General features: G+C 72.1%; 17 protein-coding genes. 13 read left to right on the top strand and 4 right to left on the bottom strand.

What is annotated here, in order from left to right; all coding sequences use genetic code 11:
- Positions 1-9: 9 nt before the first annotated feature.
- Positions 10-777: a hypothetical protein gene (locus BLS56_RS14225; RefSeq protein ID WP_139190679.1), complete on the bottom strand. Its 768-nt coding sequence runs from the start codon at positions 775-777 to the stop codon at positions 10-12.
- 227 nt (positions 778-1,004) lie between these two features.
- On the opposite strand from BLS56_RS14225, the gene nirB reads away from it, so the two are divergent.
- The 9 genes from nirB (at position 1,005) to BLS56_RS14180 (ending at position 8,474) form a co-directional block, all read left to right on the top strand.
- Entirely contained in the window at positions 1,005-3,524 is a 2,520-nt protein-coding gene (nirB, locus tag BLS56_RS14220) for a nitrite reductase large subunit NirB (protein ID WP_091450519.1), read from the top strand.
- Complete coding sequence (nirD, locus tag BLS56_RS14215; RefSeq protein WP_091450518.1) at positions 3,521-3,865, top strand: nitrite reductase small subunit NirD; 345 nt, start codon at positions 3,521-3,523, stop codon at positions 3,863-3,865. Before nirB ends, nirD begins: the two co-directional genes overlap by 4 nt.
- A 20-nt stretch (positions 3,866-3,885) precedes the next feature.
- A complete protein-coding gene (locus BLS56_RS14210) occupies positions 3,886-5,019 on the top strand; it encodes a uroporphyrinogen-III synthase (RefSeq protein ID WP_091450862.1) in 1,134 nt (377 codons plus the stop codon).
- Positions 5,016-5,702: a sirohydrochlorin chelatase gene (locus tag BLS56_RS14205; protein ID WP_091450517.1), complete on the top strand. Its 687-nt coding sequence runs from the start codon at positions 5,016-5,018 to the stop codon at positions 5,700-5,702. Before BLS56_RS14210 ends, BLS56_RS14205 begins: the two co-directional genes overlap by 4 nt.
- Before the next feature lie 195 nt (positions 5,703-5,897).
- A complete protein-coding gene (locus tag BLS56_RS14200; RefSeq protein WP_091450516.1) occupies positions 5,898-6,881 on the top strand; it encodes a pirin family protein in 984 nt (327 codons plus the stop codon).
- Positions 6,878-7,237, top strand: coding sequence for a tetratricopeptide repeat protein (locus tag BLS56_RS14195; protein WP_091450515.1), 360 nt, complete (start codon positions 6,878-6,880; stop codon positions 7,235-7,237). Before BLS56_RS14200 ends, BLS56_RS14195 begins: the two co-directional genes overlap by 4 nt.
- 96 nt (positions 7,238-7,333) lie before the next feature.
- On the top strand, positions 7,334-7,669 hold the full coding sequence (locus BLS56_RS14190; RefSeq protein WP_228771635.1) for an ArsR/SmtB family transcription factor: 336 nt from the start codon (positions 7,334-7,336) through the stop codon (positions 7,667-7,669).
- On the top strand, positions 7,662-8,102 hold the full coding sequence (locus BLS56_RS14185) for an SRPBCC family protein (protein WP_091450513.1): 441 nt from the start codon (positions 7,662-7,664) through the stop codon (positions 8,100-8,102). The genes BLS56_RS14190 and BLS56_RS14185 overlap by 8 nt, the downstream gene beginning before the upstream one ends.
- A 180-nt stretch (positions 8,103-8,282) precedes the next feature.
- Positions 8,283-8,474 (top strand): hypothetical protein, encoded by a 192-nt coding sequence (locus BLS56_RS14180; RefSeq protein WP_091450512.1) that lies wholly within the window; start codon positions 8,283-8,285, stop codon positions 8,472-8,474.
- A gap of 59 nt (positions 8,475-8,533) precedes the next feature.
- Here BLS56_RS14180 and BLS56_RS14175 read toward each other — a convergent pair whose 3' ends face one another.
- Together BLS56_RS14175 and BLS56_RS14170 are read right to left on the bottom strand one after the other, a co-directional pair.
- On the bottom strand, positions 8,534-8,869 hold the full coding sequence (locus tag BLS56_RS14175; protein WP_091450511.1) for an MGMT family protein: 336 nt from the start codon (positions 8,867-8,869) through the stop codon (positions 8,534-8,536).
- Positions 8,870-8,872: 3 nt separating this feature from the next.
- Positions 8,873-9,643: an alpha/beta fold hydrolase gene (locus tag BLS56_RS14170; protein ID WP_091450510.1), complete on the bottom strand. Its 771-nt coding sequence runs from the start codon at positions 9,641-9,643 to the stop codon at positions 8,873-8,875.
- A 76-nt stretch (positions 9,644-9,719) separates the two neighbouring features.
- Between BLS56_RS14170 and BLS56_RS14165 the strand changes: the two genes are divergently transcribed.
- The 4 genes from BLS56_RS14165 (at position 9,720) to BLS56_RS14150 (ending at position 18,543) form a co-directional block, all read left to right on the top strand.
- On the top strand, positions 9,720-12,908 hold the full coding sequence (locus BLS56_RS14165; protein WP_091450509.1) for an ATP-dependent helicase: 3,189 nt from the start codon (positions 9,720-9,722) through the stop codon (positions 12,906-12,908).
- 66 nt (positions 12,909-12,974) lie between these two features.
- Positions 12,975-13,532 carry a Uma2 family endonuclease gene (locus tag BLS56_RS14160; RefSeq protein ID WP_091450508.1) on the top strand — a complete coding sequence of 186 codons (558 nt, stop codon included), beginning with the start codon at positions 12,975-12,977 and terminating at the stop codon, positions 13,530-13,532.
- A gap of 307 nt (positions 13,533-13,839) precedes the next feature.
- A complete protein-coding gene (locus BLS56_RS14155; protein WP_228771634.1) occupies positions 13,840-17,160 on the top strand; it encodes an ATP-dependent helicase in 3,321 nt (1,106 codons plus the stop codon).
- 54 nt (positions 17,161-17,214) lie between these two features.
- Positions 17,215-18,543 carry a ribosomal protein L7/L12 gene (locus tag BLS56_RS14150; RefSeq protein ID WP_091450507.1) on the top strand — a complete coding sequence of 443 codons (1,329 nt, stop codon included), beginning with the start codon at positions 17,215-17,217 and terminating at the stop codon, positions 18,541-18,543.
- 7 nt (positions 18,544-18,550) lie between these two features.
- Here the strand turns inward: BLS56_RS14150 and BLS56_RS14145 are convergent, their stop codons facing one another.
- Positions 18,551-18,928, bottom strand: coding sequence for a DoxX family protein (locus BLS56_RS14145; protein ID WP_091450859.1), 378 nt, complete (start codon positions 18,926-18,928; stop codon positions 18,551-18,553).

The raw sequence follows: 18,928 nt of genomic DNA, 5'->3' as shown, positions 1-18,928 counted from the left end.
AGACGACCGTCACGGCGTTTCCGCGGGCGTCTCCGTGGTTTCGGCGGACTCGGTGGTTTCGGTGGTTTCGGCGGTTTCCGTGGTGCGCCGGGGTTTCGGGGCTTCCAGCGGTTCCGGGGTCTGGGTGGTCGCCGAGATCCGCGGCGGCGTCGGGGTTTCCGCGTCGTCCTGGCTCTCCGGCTCCACGTCGGTGAGCCGCTCGAACACCGCGTCGAGGATCTTGCGGGTGACGTCGCAGGCCGAGTCGCCGTAGCTGCCCAGGACGGTCAGGTGCGAGCCGTGCTCATGCGCCTCCAGGTACGGGTCGAGCGCGACGGACAGCCCGCAGGAGTCCTCGCCGTCGCCCTCGCCGACCCGGTAGGCGGTGTTGCCGTAGATCTCTTCGATGTGCCGGTAGCTCGGCGTTCCCGGCGGCTCGGCGCGGAAGAGCACCGACACGCCGGAGGCCGGGCCCGCGTACGGCAGCCGGTAGCGGCACAGCTGGTGCGTCGACTCGTCCTCGACCAGGGACGCCCGCACGCCGGTCGCCTTGGTGACGACGCTGACGTAACCCAGGCAGTCCACCATCGCGGGCACCCGCTTCTGGGTGCTCACCGTCACACCGGGCTGCTTGGGGCGGGTGGTCGTGGTGGGGGACTCGGCCGTCATGACCACACGGGGCTCCGCCGCCGGGCGGTCCGCCGCGCCGCCGCCGTCGTCGGCCGGGTTGGCGCAGGCAGCGGCGATCAGCGTGGCGAACAGCAGGGGCACGAGCAGGCTGGCGCGTCCGGGAAGCACGGCCAAACCGTAGGGCGTGCGGAACGACGATGCCGCATTCCTGGTCCGGATTCCACCTATCGTGGCGGCTCTCACCCCGCACGGCTCTCTGACCTGCGGAGAGAGGTATCCGTAACAGCGGTGAAATCGTTGTGAACCGTGGTCGACATAGGCGGAGCACAGCATTGGACGAACGCCGACGCATCCGGCGGCAACACCAACGCAGGCACCATCGAGGAGGCACACGCATGGCGCGGACACTCGTCGTGGTCGGCAACGGGATGGTCGGACACCGGCTCGTCCAGGCGTTGCGCGACCGGGACGCCGCAGGCGCCTGGCGCGTGGTCGTATTCGCCGAAGAGGCCCGGCCCGCCTATGACCGCGTCGCCCTGACGTCCTATGTGGACACCTGGAACCCGCTGGCGCTGCAGCTTGACGGCGCGGAGTTCGACGGCGACGACCGGGTCGAGCTGAACCTGGGCGACGCGGTCGTCGGCATCGACCGCCAGGCGCGCACGGTCACCACGGCGTCCGGCCGCGTCCAGGCGTACGACACGCTGGCCCTGGCCACCGGCTCGGCCCCGTTCGTCCCGCCGGTCAAGGGCAGCGACCTCCCCGGCTGCCACGTCTACCGCACGATCGACGACCTCGACGCGATCCGGGACACCGCCGAGCGCGCCAGGACCGGTCTCGGCCGCGGTGCGGCCATGGTCGTCGGCGGCGGCCTGCTCGGCCTGGAGGCCGCGAAGGCGCTGCGCGACATGGGCCTGTCGCCGCACGTCGTGGAGTTCGCGCCGCGGCTGATGCCGCTGCAGGTGGACGAGGGCGGCGGCGCGCTGCTCAAGCGGCTCATCGAGGAGCTCGACGTCACCGTGCACGCGGGCACCACCGCCACGGTCATCGAAGAGGACCGCGGCAGGCTCATCGCCAAGCTGACCAACGGCGTCGAGCTCGACCTCGACCTCGTGGTGTTCTCCGCGGGCATCCGCCCCCGCGACCAGCTCGCCCGCGCCGCCGGTCTCACCGTCGGCGAACGCGGCGGCATCGTCGTGGACTCCGGCTGCCGCACCAGCGATCCGCACGTCTACGCCATCGGCGAGTGCGCCAACCTCGACGGCAAGGTCTACGGCCTGGTCGCCCCCGGCTACGCCATGGCCGAGATCGTCGCCGACCGCATCCTCGGCGGCGCGGCCACCTTCCCCGGCGCGGATATGTCCACCAAGCTCAAGCTGATGGGCGTGGACGTGGCCAGCTTCGGCGACGCGCACGCCACCGAGGAAGGCGCCCTCGAGGTCGTGTTCAACGACGCGGTCAAGGGCACCTACCGCAAGCTGGTCGTCTCCAACGACGCCAAGACGCTGCTCGGCGGCATCCTGGTCGGCGACGCGAACGACTACGCCACCCTGCGCCCGATGGTCGGCCGCCCGCTGCCCGGCGACCCCGGCGCGCTGCTCGCCCCCGCTGGCGGCAGCGGCGGCGGCGTCGGTGTCGGCGCGCTGCCCGACGAGGCGCAAATCTGCTCCTGCAACGCGGTCAGCAAGGGCGACATCTCCGAAGCCATCGTCGTCGGCGGCTGCGACGACGTCACCAAGCTCAAGGCGTGCACCAAGGCGGGCACGTCCTGCGGGTCCTGCGTGCCGATGCTCAAGCAGCTGCTGACGGTGTGCGGCGTCGAGCAGTCCAAGGCGCTGTGCGAGCACTTCGACCAGTCCCGCGCCGAGCTGTTCGAGATCGTGCGGGTCACCGGCATCACCACCTTCAGCGACCTGATCGGCAAGCACGGCAGTGGCCGCGGCTGCGACATCTGCAAGCCCGCGGTGGCCTCGATCCTGGCTTCCCTTGGCAACGGCCACATCCTGGCCGGTGAGCAGGCCTCGCTGCAGGACACCAACGACCGGTTCCTGGCCAACATCCAGCGCAACGGCACCTACTCGGTGGTGCCGCGCATCCCCGGCGGCGAGATCACCCCGGAAAAGCTCATGGTCATCGCCCAGGTGGCCCAGGACTACGGGCTGTACACCAAAATCACCGGCGGTCAGCGCATCGACCTGTTCGGCGCCACCGTCGACCAGCTCCCCGGGATCTGGAAGCGGTTGGTGGACGCCGGTTTCGAGTCCGGCCACGCCTACGGCAAGGCGCTGCGCACCGTCAAGTCGTGCGTCGGCTCGACCTGGTGCCGCTACGGCGTGCAGGACTCGGTGGGCCTGGCCGTCGAGCTCGAACTGCGCTACCGCGGCCTGCGCTCGCCGCACAAGCTGAAGTCGGCCGTCTCGGGCTGCGCCCGCGAGTGCGCGGAGGCGCGCGGCAAGGACTTCGGCGTCATCGCCACCGAGAACGGCTGGAACCTCTACGTCGGCGGAAACGGCGGCATGATGCCCAGGCACGCCGACCTCCTGGTGTCCGAAGTGGACAAGGAGACGCTGCTCAAGGTCATCGACCGGTTCCTGATGTTCTACATCCGCACCGCCGACCGGCTGCAGCGCACCTCCACCTGGCTCGACGCCATGGAAGGCGGCCTGGACCACCTGCGCGACGTCGTGGTCGAGGACTCCCTCGGCCTGTGCGCCGAACTGGAGGCGCAGATGGCCGAGCACGTCAAGGGTTACGCCGACGAGTGGGCAGGCGTCCTCGCCGACCCGGAAAAGCTCGCCCGGTTCACGTCGTTCGTCAACGCGCCCGGCACGCCCGACCCGACGATCACCTTCCGCGAGGAACGTGGCCAGCGGGTCCCGGTGCTGCTGGGCACCCCGGAGGTGATCGCCCGATGACCGCTCTCGCCGAAACGGTGTGGGTCGAACTGTGCCCACTGGAGTCCATCGCCCGCGAGCAGGGCGTCGCGGCCCTGCTCCCGGACGGCACCCAGGTGGCGGTTTTCCGCACCCATGATGACGCCGTGTACGCGCTCGGTAACCAGGACCCCTTCAGTGGGGCGTGGGTGCTGTCGCGGGGTATTCTTGGCGACATCGCCGGGGTGCCGGTAGTGGCGTCCCCGATGCACAAGCAGCACTTCGACCTGCGGACCGGCGTGTGCGTCGACGACGAGACCGTGTCGGTCCCCACGTATCCAGTGCGGGTCGTGGATGCGACCATCCTGCTGGGGCAGACGTGACCGCGCTCCTGGAGGTTCCCGTGACCAGCACGCAGATCGCCCCATTGGCGGGTTTCACCATCGGCGTCACCGCCGCGCGCCGCGCGGACGAGCTCGGGGCCCTGATGGAGCGCCGCGGCGCGTGCGTGCTCTACGGCGCCGCCATCCGGATCATCCCCCTGGCCGACGACAGCGAACTGCTCGCCGCCACCACGAGCCTGCTCAAGGGCGGCCCCGTCGACGTGGCCATCGCCACCACCGGCATCGGCTTCCGCGGCTGGATCGAGGCGGCGGAAGGCTGGGGACTGGGCCCGCAGTTGGTCGAGGTGCTCAAGTCCGCCGACGTGCTCGCCCGCGGCCCCAAGGCCAAGGGCGCGGTGCGCGCGGCGGGCCTGGTCGAGACCTGGTCCCCGGAATCCGAGGCCAGCCCCGAACTGCTCGACTACCTGCTGCGCGACGGCGTCGCGGGCAAGCGGATCGCGGTGCAGCTGCACGGCGAGCCGCTGCGCGAGTTCGTCAACGCCCTGCGCGACAGCGGCGCCGAGGTCATCGAGATCCCGGTTTACCGCTGGACCGGCCCGGCCGACCCGGCGCCGCTGGAGCGGCTGATCGACGCGCTGCTGGCGGGGCAGGTCGACGCGGTCACCTTCACCAGCGCCCCGGCCGCGGCCAGCGTGCTGGAGACCGCCGACCGGCTGGGCAGGCTCGACGCCCTGGTCGAGATCCTGCGCGGCCGCGTCCTCGTGGTCGCCGTCGGCTCGATCACCGCGGGCCCGCTCAAGCGCCTCGGCGTCCCCGTGGTGTGCCCGGACCGCGCCCGCATCGGCGCGCTCGTCCGGGAACTGGCCGACGCCCTGCCCGCCCGCGCGACCCGCGTCAAGGTCGGCGACCGCGACCTGGAACTGCGCGGACAGGCGGTGGTGGTCGACGGCGAGCTGCGCCCGATCCCGCCCGCGCCGATGGCCCTGCTGCGCGCGCTGGCCATCTCCCCCGGCCGGGTCCTGTCCCGCCCGGCGCTGGCCGCGGTGCTGCGCAAGCACTCCGGCCGCGAGTCCGGAGTGGACGAACACGCCGTGGAGACCGCGGTGGGCCGCCTGCGCGCGGCCCTGGGCGAGTCCGGCTTGGTGCAGACCGTGGTCAAGCGCGGCTACCGGCTCGCGGTGGCCGCCGCGTGACCCTCGTCCTCGTGGCGCACGGCACGCGGGCAGCCGCTGGCGCCGAGACGACCTACGCCCTCGCCGACGAAGTGCGCGAACTGCTGCCGGAGGTCCCGGTGAAGGTCGCCTTCGCCGACGTCCGCGCCCCGGACGTGACCACCGTGCTGCGGTCCGTGCGCGGCTCCGCCGTCGTCGTCCCGGCCTTCCTGGCGTCCGGGTACCACGTCCGCGTCGACGTCCCAGCCCAGGTCGAGGCGGCGGGCCGGGCCGGGGAAACCGTCATTACCCCGGCTCTGGGCCCCGCCCCCATCCTGGTCGCCGCCATGCACGAACGCCTCACCGACGCGGGCTGGCGCCCCGGCGACGCGGTGGTCCTCGCCGCCGCGGGCTCATCCGACCACCGCGCCCTGTCCGACGTCCGCCGCGCCGCGGTCCTGCTCGGCGCCCGAACCGGCACGGTCGTGCGCATCGGCTACGCGGCCACCGCCACCCCGCACATCGCCGACGTGGTCGCCCACGCCCACGAAACCGCCGACCGGGTCGCCGTCGCCTCCTGGCTGCTGGCCCCCGGCCTGTTCCACCGCGCCGTGGCAGGCTGCGGCGCGGATATGGTCGGCGCTCCCTTGGGCGACCATATCCGCGTCGCGGAACTGATCGTCCGCCGCTACATCGAGGCCCGCGTCTACCGCGCCGTCGCTTGACTCAGGCTCCCTGAACGCCCCCGAGGCTCGCTTCGGGGGCGTTCGGCGTTGACTGACCGCGGTCAGGGGGCGCGCTGGGCGTGGCGGGATTCGACAAGGGGCGGCCGACCCCACGCGGAATAATTCAACTCTCAACCACCTTGTAGGGGGCACGAGGTCGCCGCCCGGGTGGCCGAGGAGTGCAGGAGGCACCCGATGCCTGCTATCACCGCTGACACCTTGACCCTGCCCCGCCTGCCCGACCTGCCCGAGTCCGCGACGGCCTGGCGCGGGGTGCGCAGGATCGTGCGGGCGCAGAAGTTCCTTGAAGGGGAAGGGTTCCAGGTTCGTCGGCCGTTCCCGGGCGTCGACCTCTCGATGGCCGACCCGTTCCTGCTGCTCGACCACATGGGCGCGGTCGAGTACGCGCCGGGCGAGGCCAAGGGCGCGCCGTGGCATCCGCACCGCGGGTTCGAGACGGTCACCTACATGATCGACGGCGAGATGCGGCACACCGACTCGATCGGCGGCGGCGGCGTGATCACCAACGGCGCCACGCAGTGGATGACCGCCGGTAGCGGCATTCTGCACAACGAGATGCCCACGCAGGAGATGGTCACGAAGGGCGGGCTGTTCCACGGCGTGCAGCTGTGGGTGAACCTGCCGCGCTCGCTGAAGATGGCGCAGCCGCGGTACCAGGACATCGAGGCCCGGGACGCGCGGCTGCTCTCCAGCGACGACGGCGGCGCGCTGGTCCGCCTGATCGCCGGGGAACTCGACGGGCACCAGGGGCCGGGGTCGACGTACACGCCGATCACGTACCTGCACGCGACGGTGAACCCCGGGGCGCGGCTGACCATGCCATGGGCCGCCGACTTCAACGCCATGGTCTACGTCATCTCCGGGCGCGGCACCGTTGGCGCGGAACGACGCCCGCTCGACGAGGGCCACTTGGCCGTCTTCGGCGCGGGTGAGGCGCTGACCATGCGCGCGGCGGACACCCAGCCGAGCGCGTCGCCGAACTGGGAGATCCTGGTGCTGGGCGGCAGGCCGATCGATGAGCCGGTCGCGCGGTACGGGCCGTTCGTGATGAACACCCGCGACGAGATCGTGCAGGCGTTCGAGGACTACCAGGCGGGCAGGCTCGGCCAGATCCCGGCCGCGCACCGGTCCGCCGCGGACGAGGAGCTGCCGACATGACCGATGTCACCACCCTGCTCGACCGGGGCCGTCTGTTCCGCGCGAGCGGCGACCCCGCCACCGCGGCCCGCTATTTGCGGGCCGCGGCCGACGCCGCGCCGGACTCGCGCGCGGTGTTGACCGAGTTGGCGTTGGCCCACTTCCAGTCCGCCGCTCTCGGCCCCGCCGAGGAGGTGGCGCGGCGGCTGGTGGAGCTGGACCCGTCCGACGCCTACGCGCGCACGCTGCTGGGCCGGTCGCTGACCCGGCAGAGCAGGCACGCCGAAGCGCTGCCGCACCTGCGGCTCGCGGCCGCGATGACCGCGGACCCGGACGCCGACGCGGCGCTGGCCGCCTGCCGCGCGCGCCTCTCCTGACCCGAGCCCCGGCCGCCGTGCCGGGGCTTTCCCCTTGACGCGGGACGACTCCGGGCCTACATTAAACCAGTCAGTTAATTAACCGAATGGTTGATGATGAGCGACTCCTTGAGCACCGTGTTCGCCGCCCTGGCCGACCCGACCCGGCGCGCGATCCTGGCCCGGCTGGCGGGCGGCGAGGCCACGGTCAACGACCTGGCCGCGCCGTTCGCGATGAGCCTGCCCGCGGTCTCCAAGCACCTGAAGGTGCTCGAACGCGCGGGCCTGATCACCCGCGGCCGCGACGCGCAGTACCGGCCGTGCAGGCTGCACGCCGACCCGCTGGCCGACGCGGCCCGCTGGCTCGACCGCTACCGCGTGTTCTGGGAGGCCAGCTTCGACCGGCTCGACGAGCACCTGTCCGACCTGCGGAAAGGAAAAACCGATGACTGAGCCCAGCTTGACCATCACCCGCGTCTTCGACGCCCCGCCCGCCCTGCTCTACGACGTCTGGACCGACCCGGCCCACCTCGCGAAATGGTGGGGTCCCAAGGACTTCCACGCGTCCTCGATCGACCTCGACGCCACCGAAGGCGGCAAGTGGCGGCACTGCATGGTCTCCCCGGACGGCAGGGAACACTGGTCCCATGGGGAGTTCCGCGTCCTGCAGCCCCCGGAGAAGCTCGCGTTCACCTTCACCTGGGAAGCGGAAGACGCGCTGGCGACCCTGGTGACCATCGACTTCGAGGACCAGGACGGCAAGACCCTGATGACCTTCCGGCAGGGGCCCTTCGCCGACGAGTCCACACGCGACGATCACCGCGATGGCTGGCTGGAGGCCTTCGACGACATCACGGCCCACGTCTCGTCTGTCCACAGTGGATGATCGAGGCCGGTGGTTGCGGTCAGTGACCCCCTAGTGACCTAGGAGATCGCATCCATAAGGAGTCTTGCGGTACCCGGATTGGGCTGAAAGAGTGAATATCACTCCCGGTAGGCCCGCTGTGGGAAATCTCGTGAGCGACCGATGCTCTTCCACCGGCGGCCGCCCCTAGGAAGGTGCTTCATGACGCTTGCCCACGAGGCCGCTCCCACCACCGGTCGAATCGCCGCGGCCCGCGAGATCGAGTCGCTGCACAACGCCGAGCAGTGCAGCAAGGCGGCCCGCACGGTCGCCGACCACGCCGCGGACGCCGCCGACTGCCTGCGCCTGCTGGAGATGCTGGGCCTGGACCCGGCCGCGGGCAAACGCCCCTGACTCACCGCTGATCTGGTCTGTGGCGGCCGACTCCGCCGGAGTCGGCCGCCACTTTCGGCTCAGCCGTCGAACAGGCCCGGCTCCGGCGGCCGCACGGCGTCAGCCCACCGGTCGGCCCACCGGTAAGCCCGCAGATCGACCTTCTCGCCGTCCGCCAGGACGCCCTCGGCGCGCAGCCGCTCCAGCTGCTCCCGCGCCAGATGCGGCGCGGGCGTGCCGTTCGCCCGCAGGACGCGGTGCCAGGGCAGATCGTGCCCGTCCTCGGACAGGATCCGGCCGACCAGGCGGGGCGACGGCGCCCGGGTGAGGTCGGCGATGTCCCCGTAGGTCGCGACCCGGCCTTCCGGGATCGACCTGATCGCGGCCCGCACCCGCTCGTGCAGTTCCTCGTCCACCGGCTACGCCCCCGCGAAGTCGGTCACCAGCGCGCCGATCCGGTCCGGGTCCTCCAGGTACACCATGTGCCCGTTGTCGAGGCCGACCAGGGTGAACTCGTCGGCCAGCGTCGACTCGCACGCCTGGATGAACTCCGGCCCGACGAACGCCTCCCGCAGCGCCCGCACGAGCAGCGTCGGCGTGCCCGGCGGCGGCAGCGGCGTCGCCCGGCACATCTCGCTCCACGCCGTGGCGTTGGCGGCGCGGCTGAACTTGGGCCGCCACTGCCCGTCGGACTCGGCCCAGGCCGCGTCCACCTCCTCATCGATGACGTCGTCGGCCACCACGTCCGGCCAGTCCGCGCGCTGCGCCGCGACCGCCTCCGCGCGGGTCGCGGCCACCTTGGCGGGCGCTTCCGCCCAGGCCAGCGCGTCCTTGGCGCGCACGCTCACCGCCGGGTCGAGCAGCACCAGCCGCCGCACCCGCTGCGGCGCGAGCCGGGCCAGGTGCAGGGCGATCAGGCCGCCGTAGGAGTGCCCGACCACCGGCACGGCGTCGAGCCGGTGCGCGTCGAGCACCGCCAGCAGGTCGGCCGCGTGCTGCTCCAGCGTCCAGGGCGGCAGGCGGGGCGAGTCGCCGCAGCCGCGCAGGTCCGGGGCGATCACCCGGAAGCCGGACAGCCCGCTCTCGGCGAGCCGTCGGAAGCGCGCGCCGTGACCGGTCACGCCATGCAGTGCGAGCAGGGGCCGCGCGTCGTCGGGTCCGAAGACGCGCACGTGGAGTGGGTCGGCCATAGGCCGGATCATTCCATCCCCGGCGCTTGGGCGTGCCGCGTCCGGCGGCGGGCGGCGGGCGTGGTCCAATCCCGGGATGGCCGCCGGGAAGTCCCCGATCGCGCCGCAGCTCGTCCGCCGACCTGCGGCGCCCAACCGCACCACCCGGTGGGACGAGGACGCGCGGCGGGTCCTCGCCGGGGCCGACGGGTTCGTCCGGGTCTTGGGTGGTCCGGGCACCGGTAAGACCACCCTGCTGGCCGAGGTGGCGGCAGACCGCATTCTGCGCGGCGGCGTGGAACCGGAGCAGTTGCTGGTTCTTACCGCTAACCGTCGCGCCGCTAGCGACCTGCGTGGACGCATTACCGCACTGCTCACCGATCACACCAGCGACGGCCCTCTTCGCACTGTCCGTGAGCCTCTTGTGCGCACGGTCCACTCTTACGCCTTCGCCGTCCTGCGCATCCAGGCGATGCTGCACGGCGGCCCCGGCCCCCGGCTGCTGTCCGGGCCCGACCAGGACGCGGTCATCCGCGAACTCATCGAAGGCGACATCTCCTTCGGCGCGAAGCACTGGCCGGAACGGCTGCGGCCCGCGCTGGGCGTGCCAGGGTTCGCCGAGGAACTGCGCGACCTGATCCTGCGCGCGGCCGAACGCGGCCTGGGGCCGGAAGACCTCATCGAGCTCGGCGAGGCGCGCGGCCGCGACGAGTGGGTCGCCGCTGGCCGGTTCGGCCGCCAGTACGAACAGGTCACGCTGCTGCTCGGCACCTCCGACAGCGCCGTCGCGCACACCAGCGCCCCCGCCCTCGACGCGGCCGAACTGGTGGCGAGCGCCCTGCTGGCGTTCCAGACCGACGACGAACTGCTCGCCGCCGAGCGCGCCCGCGTCCGCTACCTGCTCGTCGACGACGCCCAGCACCTCGACCCGCTGCAATACCGGCTGCTGAGCGCGCTCGGCCGCGCGGCCAAGGAGTTCGTGCTCGCGGGCGACCCCGACCAGGCCGTGTTCTCCTTCCGCGGCGCCGATCCCCGGCTGCTGCGCGACGCCGACCCCGCCGCGGGCACGGTCGTGCTGCGCACCGGGCACCGGATGGCCCCCGCCGTCCGCAAAGCCGTGTCGCACCTGGCCGCGCGGCTGCCCGGCGGCGGGCCGCGGCGCGTCGACAAGGGCCGCGACCAGGGCGGCACGGTCACCGTGCGGCTGCACCCGTCCGCCGCGGCCGAGGCGAGCTGGGTGGCCAACCAGCTGCGGCGCGCGCACCTGATCGACGGCGTGCCGTGGGCGGACATGGCCGTGCTGGTGCGCTCGGCCACCCGCTCGGTTCCCGTGCTGCACCGCGCTTTGGCCGCGGCCGGGGTGCCGGTGGCCGCGCCCGGCGACGAGCTGCCGCTGGCGCAACAGCCCGCGGTGCGGCCGTTCCTGGCGCTGCTGCGCTGCGCGGCCGTGCCGTCGCTGCTCGACCCGGCGATGGCGGCGGCGCTGCTGTCCTCGCAGCTCGGCGGCGCGGACCCGTTGGCACTGCGGCGGTTGCGGCGCGGGCTGCGCAGGCTGGAGCTGACCTCCGGCGGCGACAAGTCCAGCGACGACCTGCTGGTCGAGGTGATCGAGGACGAAGACCGGCTCAGCGCGCTCGCCGACGCCGAGGCGGGTCCGGTGCGGCGCGTGTCGAAGCTGCTCGCGTTGGCGCGCAAGGGAATCGCCGAGGACGCGGGCATCGAGCAGATCCTCTGGGACCTCTGGCAGGCCAGCGGGCTGGAGGCGCGCTGGGTGGGCGTCGCGGCGCGCGGCGGCCCGGTCGGCGCGCAGGCCGACCGCGACCTCGACGCCATCGTCGCGCTGTTCCACACCGCGCAGCGGTACGCCGAACGGCTGCCCGGCGCAAGCGTCGCCGGCTTCGCCGATCACCTGATCAGCCACCGCATCGCGGGCGACACCCTCGCGCCATCGGCTCCGCATGGCGACGCGGTCGCGGTGCTCACCGCGCACGCCGCCGTCGGTCGCGAGTGGACAGTCGTCGCCGTGCCGGGCGTGCAGGAGGGCGCGTGGCCGGACCTGCGGCTGCGCGGGTCGCTGCTCGGCGTCGAAAGGCTGGTCGACGTTCTGTCCGGTGTGGACAGCACGGACCAGATTTCGGCCACCGCGCCGCTGCTGGCCGAGGAACGCAGGCTGCTGCTCGTCGCCGCTTCCCGCGCGCGCGGCAAGCTCCTGGTGAGCGCCGTGCGCGGCGAAGAGGAACAGCCGTCGCGGTTCCTCGCCGAACTCGCCGGAGCCGAAACCGCCGACGGCGAGCCGGACACCCCCGTGCCGATGGCCGAGCCCGAACGCGCCCTCGTCCTGGCCGACCTGGTGGGCGAGCTGCGCCAAGTCGTCTGCGACGGCGCCGCCGACCCGGCCCGCAGAAGCCTTGCCGCGCGCCAACTCGCCCGGCTCGCCGCCGCGGGAATCCCCGGCGCGCACCCGGACGGCTGGTACGGCCTGCCCGAGCTGTCCAGCCTGGAACCCCTGCGCGGCAAGGACGACCCGGTCCGCGTGTCACCGTCCACTGTGGAAATACTGGCCAAGTGCCCGCTGCGCTGGGTCGTCGAACGCCACGGCGGCCAAGACCCGGCCGAACTGGCCGCCGTCACCGGAACCCTGGTCCACGCCCTGGCGCAGGCGGCCGCCGCGGGCGCGAGCCGCGAAGAGCTGATGCGGGAACTGGACGTCGCGTGGGCCGCGGTCGACGCGGGCGCCCCCTGGTTCTCCCGCCGCGAGCGCCAGCGCGTCCGCGCCATGGTCGACACCTTCCTGACCTGGATGAGCACCACCCGCGCCGAACTCACCCAGGTGGCCGTCGAGCAGGACATCACGGTGGACCTCCCCGACGGCATCACCGTCCGCGGCCGCGTGGACCGCCTTGAGGTCGACAACGAGGGCCGCCCGGTGATCATCGATATCAAGACCGGCAAGGCCCCCATCAGCGCCAACGACGCCCAGGAGCACCCCCAGTTGGCGGTCTACCAACTCGCCGTCGCCTACGGCGCCTTCGCGGACCTGAGCCGCGAGCCCGGCGGCGCCCGCCTGCTGTACGTCGCCAAGGCGAACAAGAAAACCGGCGCGACCGAACGCACCCAGTCCCCCGTCCGCGGCGAGGCGGCGGACCACTGGCTCAAGATCGTCCGAGACGCCGCCGCCTCGACGGTGGGGCCGGAGTATTCCGCTTTCGAGAATCCGGATTGCCCCCGCTGTCCCGTGCGCACGGCATGTCCACTGCACCCCAGCGGCCGCCAAGTCACCGAATAACCACTCGAACGTGTGATCGACTGGCGCGCGCCCCAGTTCCCGCTTTTCCGCGAGTAGATTGGCCTCATGAGCAAGAATCCCGCCCACGACGAACGGCGCCTCTACACGGCGCAGCAGGTCGCATCGCTGCCGACGGATCGCTCGCACCGATACGAACTCAGCAGAGGCGTAGTCACCGTGAGCCCCCGTCCCATACCCCCGCACTCCTCAGTGCTGCATGACCTGTACTCGCAGATCCGCCCACAACTGCGGTCTGACCTCCGCGTTTACGGCGAGATCGACGTGGACCTGGAGTTGACGCCGCCGGTGGTGCGCGTCCCCGACCTGTGCGTCACCTCAGCCGACGCCTGGACAGGAAAGGGGATGGTGAAAGCGGACGCGTTGTTCGTCGCGGTCGAGATCCTGTCTCCAGGTTCGCGGACAATGGATAGCCTCTTAAAGGCGTTGGACTACGCTGAGGCGGGAATCCCGCAGTATTGGCTCGTCGATCCCGAGTTGCCGGTCACCATGACCGTCTACACGCTCGTGGATGGCCACTACGAGGAATCCCAGCGCGCCGAACACAAGTTGATCGTCACCGACCCGTGCCCGTTGAGCATCGACCTGGACACACTCGGCACCTGAGCCCACGACCGCAAGATGATCAATTCTCGGGAGGTAGATTGGCCGCTGTGCGCTCGCGTCCCGACCCCCGTCTTCGGCCCGCACGGGCGGAGTTCCGGGCGTCGCCATCGGACCGCGATCCAGTGGGTGAGGCGTGCGGTCCCGTTGGCCGGGTGTTTGGCGGGACCTTCCTGCCGTTCGGTCCCGCTGGTCGGGTGGCTGCCGATCACGCCCTCGCTCTCGGCTGTGCCGCGTCGCGAGCAGCCTTGGTGACCGACGTCGGCATTGTCCGGCTTGGTGCGGGGGACCGCTGGTCGGTGATGGGGGCGTGAGTCTTCCCCTGCCGGGGCTGGCGCTGGTCAGTCCGCGCGAGCTTGCCCAGGAACTCGGGCTGCCGCCGCCCACCCGGGAGCAGGCCGAGGTCATCGCCGCGCCGCCTGATCCGGCGCTGGTTGTCGCCGGGGCGGGGGCGGGGAAGACCGAGACCATGGCTGGGCGGGTCGTCTGGCTGGTGGCCAATGGGCTGGTCACGCCGGAGCGGGTGCTGGGGCTTACCTTCACCCGGAAAGCCGCCCGGCAACTCGCCGACCGGGTCCGGTCGCGGCTGCGCAGGCTTGCCGGGTCGCGGTTGCTGGATCGGCTTGATCCGACCGGGGATCGGCGGGCGGCGGTCTTCACCGGTGAGCCGACGATCCTGACCTACCACGCCTACGCGGGGCGGTTGGTCGCCGAACACGGGCTTCGGCTGCCGGTCGAACCGGGCGCCCGGTTGCTCAGCGAGACCGCGTCCTGGCAGGTGGCGCACCGGGTGGTGGCCACCTGGGGGCACGACCTCGACACCGACTACGTGCCCGCGACCGTCACCCAGTACGTCCTCGCCCTCGCCGGTGAGCTGGCCGAGCACCTGGTCGACGAGGAAGCGCTGCGGCGGCACGCCGAGGCGATCTGCGCGGCCATCGAGAACGCGCCCAAGGCCAAGGGGCAGCGCGCCGAGCCGTCCCAGGAGTTGCGGAAGGTCATGGTCACCCAGCGGTTCCGGGTGGCCCTGCTCCCGCTGGTCGCCGCGTACGCCGACCGCAAGCGCCGGGAGGGCGCCCTCGACTTCGGCGACCAGATGTCGCTCGCCGCGCGGCTGGCCGCCGGGCACGCCGAGGTGGTGGCGGGGGAGCGCACGCGGTTCGGGGCGGTCCTGCTGGACGAGTACCAGGACACCGGCCACTCCCAGCGGGTGCTGCTGCGGTCGCTGTTCGGCAGTTCGCTGGAATACCCCGACGCCGAGCCGATGCCGGTCACCGCCGTCGGCGACCCCGCCCAGGCGATCTACGGCTGGCGCGGCGCCAGCGCGGCCAACCTGCCCCGGTTCACCACAGACTTCCCGCGGAAACACGGCGGCAGGCGCCTGCCAGCCACCCGCTACGGGCTGCTCACCAGCTTCCGCAACCCGCCCGAGGTGCTCGACCTCGCCAACGCCGTCTCCGCCCCGCTGCGCGCCTTCGGGCTGGAGGTGGACGAGTTGCGCGCCCGCGACGGCGCGCCGCCCGGGGACATCCGGCTCGCCCTGCTGTCCGATGCGGACACCGAGACCCAGTGGGTGGCCAACCAGATCGCCGACCGGTGGCACGCCGCCGTCGAGGAGCGGGACAAGCCGCCCACCGCCGCCGTCCTGGTCCGGCGGCGGGCCGACATGGCCGAGCTGGCCACCGCCCTGCGCGACCGGGGCCTGCCCGTCGAGGTCGTCGGGCTCGGCGGGCTGCTGGACGAACCCGAGATCCGCGACCTGGTCAGCGCGCTGCGCGTGCTCATCGACCCGCTCGCGGGCACCGCCGCCGCCCGCCTGCTCACCGGTTCCCGCTGGCGCATCGGCGCAGCCGACCTCGCCGCCCTGTGGCGGCGCGCCGGGAGCCTCGCGGGCGCGTATTCCGACAAACCCGCCGACCCGAGCGCCCTGGACGCGCTGCCCGGGGAAGGTGCGGAACAGGCGGGCCTGGTCGACGCCATCGATGACCCCGGCCCGCCGGAGGCCTACTCCGAACTCGGCTACCAGCGCGTCCGCGCCCTCGGCCACGAGCTGACCATGCTGCGCCGCAGGCTCGACCAGCCGCTGCCCGAACTCGTCGCCGACGTCGAGCGGACCATGCTGCTCGACATCGAGGCCACCGCCCGGCGCGGCGGCGCGGGCCGCGCCCACCTCGACAAGTTCGCCGACGTCGTGGCCGACTACGCCCAAGCCAGCCCCTCGGCCAGCCTGTCGGCGCTGCTCGACTACCTCGCCACCGCCGAGAGCGCAGAAGACGGCCTGGAGCCGGGTGAGGTCGAGGTCGCCGAGGACCGCGTGCAGATCCTCACCGTGCACTCGGCGAAAGGCCTGGAATGGGAGATCGTCGCCGTGCCGAACATGGTCGGCAAGGTCTTCCCCAGCGCGCGGCGCGGCGGAAGCTGGCTGCGCACGGTCACCGAGCTGCCCGCCGACCTGCGCGGCGACGCCGTCGACCTGCCGAAGCTGAACCTGTCCGGCGCGGCCAACCGCAAGGAAGTCGAGGTCGCCCTCACGCTGCACACCGAAGAGTTCGCCGAGCGCGGCCTGATCGAGGAACGCCGCCTGTTCTACGTCGCGCTCACCCGCTCCGAGCGCACCCTGCTGGTGTCCGGGCACTGGTGGGGGCGCGCGAGTTCGACCCCGGCGGGCCCGTCGGAGTTCCTGACCGAGCTCGCCGACTACGTGACCGCCCAGGAGTGGCCCGCGGAAGTCCTCGACGTCTGGGCCCCGGAACCCGAGGAAGGCGCGGAGAACCCGCTGGCCACGGCCGTGAAGTCCGCGCGGTGGCCCGCTGATCCACTGCGCGACCGCCGCTCAGACGTGGCCACCGGAGCCGCGCTGGTCCGCGCGGAGCTGGCCGCCCTGCGCGAGGGCGATGACGTCGCCGACACCCCGGACGACCCCGACGGCTGGGTCCGCGACACCGACGTCCTCTTGGCCGAACGCGCCGCCGCGTCCGCCCGCCGCGAGCAGGTGACCCTGCCCGACCAGCTTTCGGTCAGCCAGCTCGTAGAACTCGCCGCCGACCCGGAGGCACTGGCCCGCCGCCTGCGCAGGCCGCTGCCGTTCCCGCCGAACCCGGTCGCCCGGCGCGGCACCGCGTTCCACGCCTGGCTGGAGAAGCGGTTCGGCTCCCGCGCCCTGCTCGACCTGGACGAGCTTCCCGGAGCCGCGGACGACGACGCCGCCCCGGACACCGACCTCGACACCCTTCGCGAAGCCTTCTTGCGCAGCGGCTGGGCCGACCGCACCCCGCACGAGGTCGAGGTCCCGTTCGCCACCGAGATCGACGGCGTCGCGGTCCGGGGCCGCATGGACGCGGTCTTCCTCGACCCGGACGGCGGCTGGACGGTCGTGGACTGGAAAACCGGGCGCGTGCCCGAAGACGACCGATTGCCCGCCCTCGCCGTGCAGTTGGCCGCTTACCGCCTCGCGTGGGCGGGACTTTCCGGCGTCCCGTTAGACAAGGTTCGCGCCGCTTTCCATTACGTGCGGCACGACACCACCCTGCGTCCCGCCGACCTCTTGGACGCGGACGGCCTCCGCGCCCTCTTGCGATCCGTGCCCGACCGGTCCGAACCCGAGCGGTCCGAACCCAAACCGGTCACGTAACAGCCGTCACCTCCAGGCGATCTACGATGAGGTATCCGGACTGGGGGAGGTCGTGTGTCGTTTGGCATCCGCAATGACGAACCGGCGATCGAGGACGCGCTGGACCGCGACAAGATCGCGCTGGCGCTCGCCAACGCGGTCCAAATTTGCGACACCCCGCTCGTCGTCGGCCTCTACGGTTCGTGGGGCAGCGGTAAGACCTCGCTGATGAAGCTGGTCCAACGGCACCTGGACAGGACTGACAACTGCGTCACCGTCTGGTTCGACGCCTGGCAGCACCAGTTCGACGAGAATCCCGCCGTCGCCCTCTTGCACACCATGGTCGAAGAGGCCGGACTCGGCGAAGAGGGCCGCAAACTGCTCTACGCCATCGCGGGCGCGCTGGGCAACGCGGCGCTCAAGGCGATGACCCTCATGTCCGCGGCCACCGACTTCCGCAAGTTCGAGGAGAAGTACGAGCAGGAGCGCTTCCTGGTCCGCGAGAAGCAGGTGCGGCTGCGCCAGCACTTCGAGGAACTGCTGGGCAAGGTCACCAACAACGGCGAGATCCGGCTCGTCTTCTTCATCGACGACCTGGACCGCTGCGTCTCCGAGCACATCCTCAAGACCCTGGAAGCGCTCAAGCTGTTCCTCAACATGAAGGGCTGCGTCTACGTCCTCGGCGTCGACCGCGAGGCGCTGGAGCGCAGCATCCGCCACCGCTACGGCGACGAGGACGTGAGCGAGGCCCAGTACCTCGACAAGATCGTCCAGGTCCCGTTCACCATCCCGCCGGTGACCGCTGACTCGACCACCGGATTCGTCCGGTCCCTGCTGACGCCCAAGCTGCACGACATCGCCGAGGACATCGTGGCCGGGCTGGGCACCAACCCGCGCCAGATCAAGCGGTTCGTCAACTCGTTCATCCTCAACGACGAACTCGCGAAGCAGACCTTCGACTCGGCCGACTACGACGCCAAGATCCTGGTCGCGCTGCTGGTCGTGCAGTACCAGCGGCCCGCGTTCTACAAGGAGATCGTGGACGACCGCGACGTCCTGCTCGCGCCGTCCGACGCCAACGCGCACCTGTTCGCCGACCCGGCCGTGCTCCGGCTCAGCGGCGTGATCAAGGGCGACCCCAGCGGACTGGACGGCTATATCCACCTGTCGCAGGTCGCGGGCGTGCGGCCGACCGAGTTCGACGTGCGGGTCACCCAGGTCGGCGAGTTCAAGATCAACCTGGTCAAGGTCGTGCGCGAGCACAACAACATCAGCCTCAAGGAGGCCAAGGACCTCGTCGAGGCGGGCCCGCCCATCCTCGCGGGCGCCGGTCTCAGCCGGGAGGCCGCCGAGGACCTGCTGGAGAAGGTGCTCGGCACCGGCAGCCGCGCCGAACTGGTCTGAGCGCCGGTCAGGCCGAGTCCCGCACCCGCAGCGCCCACGCGACCAGCGGCCACTGCAACGGCAACCGGCCCCACGCGACCGCCCGCCACACGGCGGGCTTACCCGCGCGCTGGTAGTCCAGCGCCATCTTCACGTTCCCCGGGAACACCGCGACGAACAGCAGTGCCGCCGCCAGCGCGCCGAGCCGCCGGGTCCTGGGCACCGCCACCGCGAGCCCGCACGCCGCCTCCGCGACACCCGACAGGTGCGTCCACCGCCGCCGCCCGCCGGGCAGCCACTTCGGGACCAGCGCGTCGAACGGCTTGGGGACGGTGAAGTGCAGCGTGCCCGCCGTGCCGAGCAGGACGGCGAGCGCGACGGCGCGGCGGGAGTCGGTCGTGGCCAT

It is taken from the genome of Actinokineospora iranica (assembly GCF_900101685.1).
Classification (GTDB): Bacteria; Actinomycetota; Actinomycetes; order Mycobacteriales; family Pseudonocardiaceae; genus Actinokineospora; species Actinokineospora iranica.
This window is presented reverse-complemented; position numbering and strand designations above follow the sequence as displayed.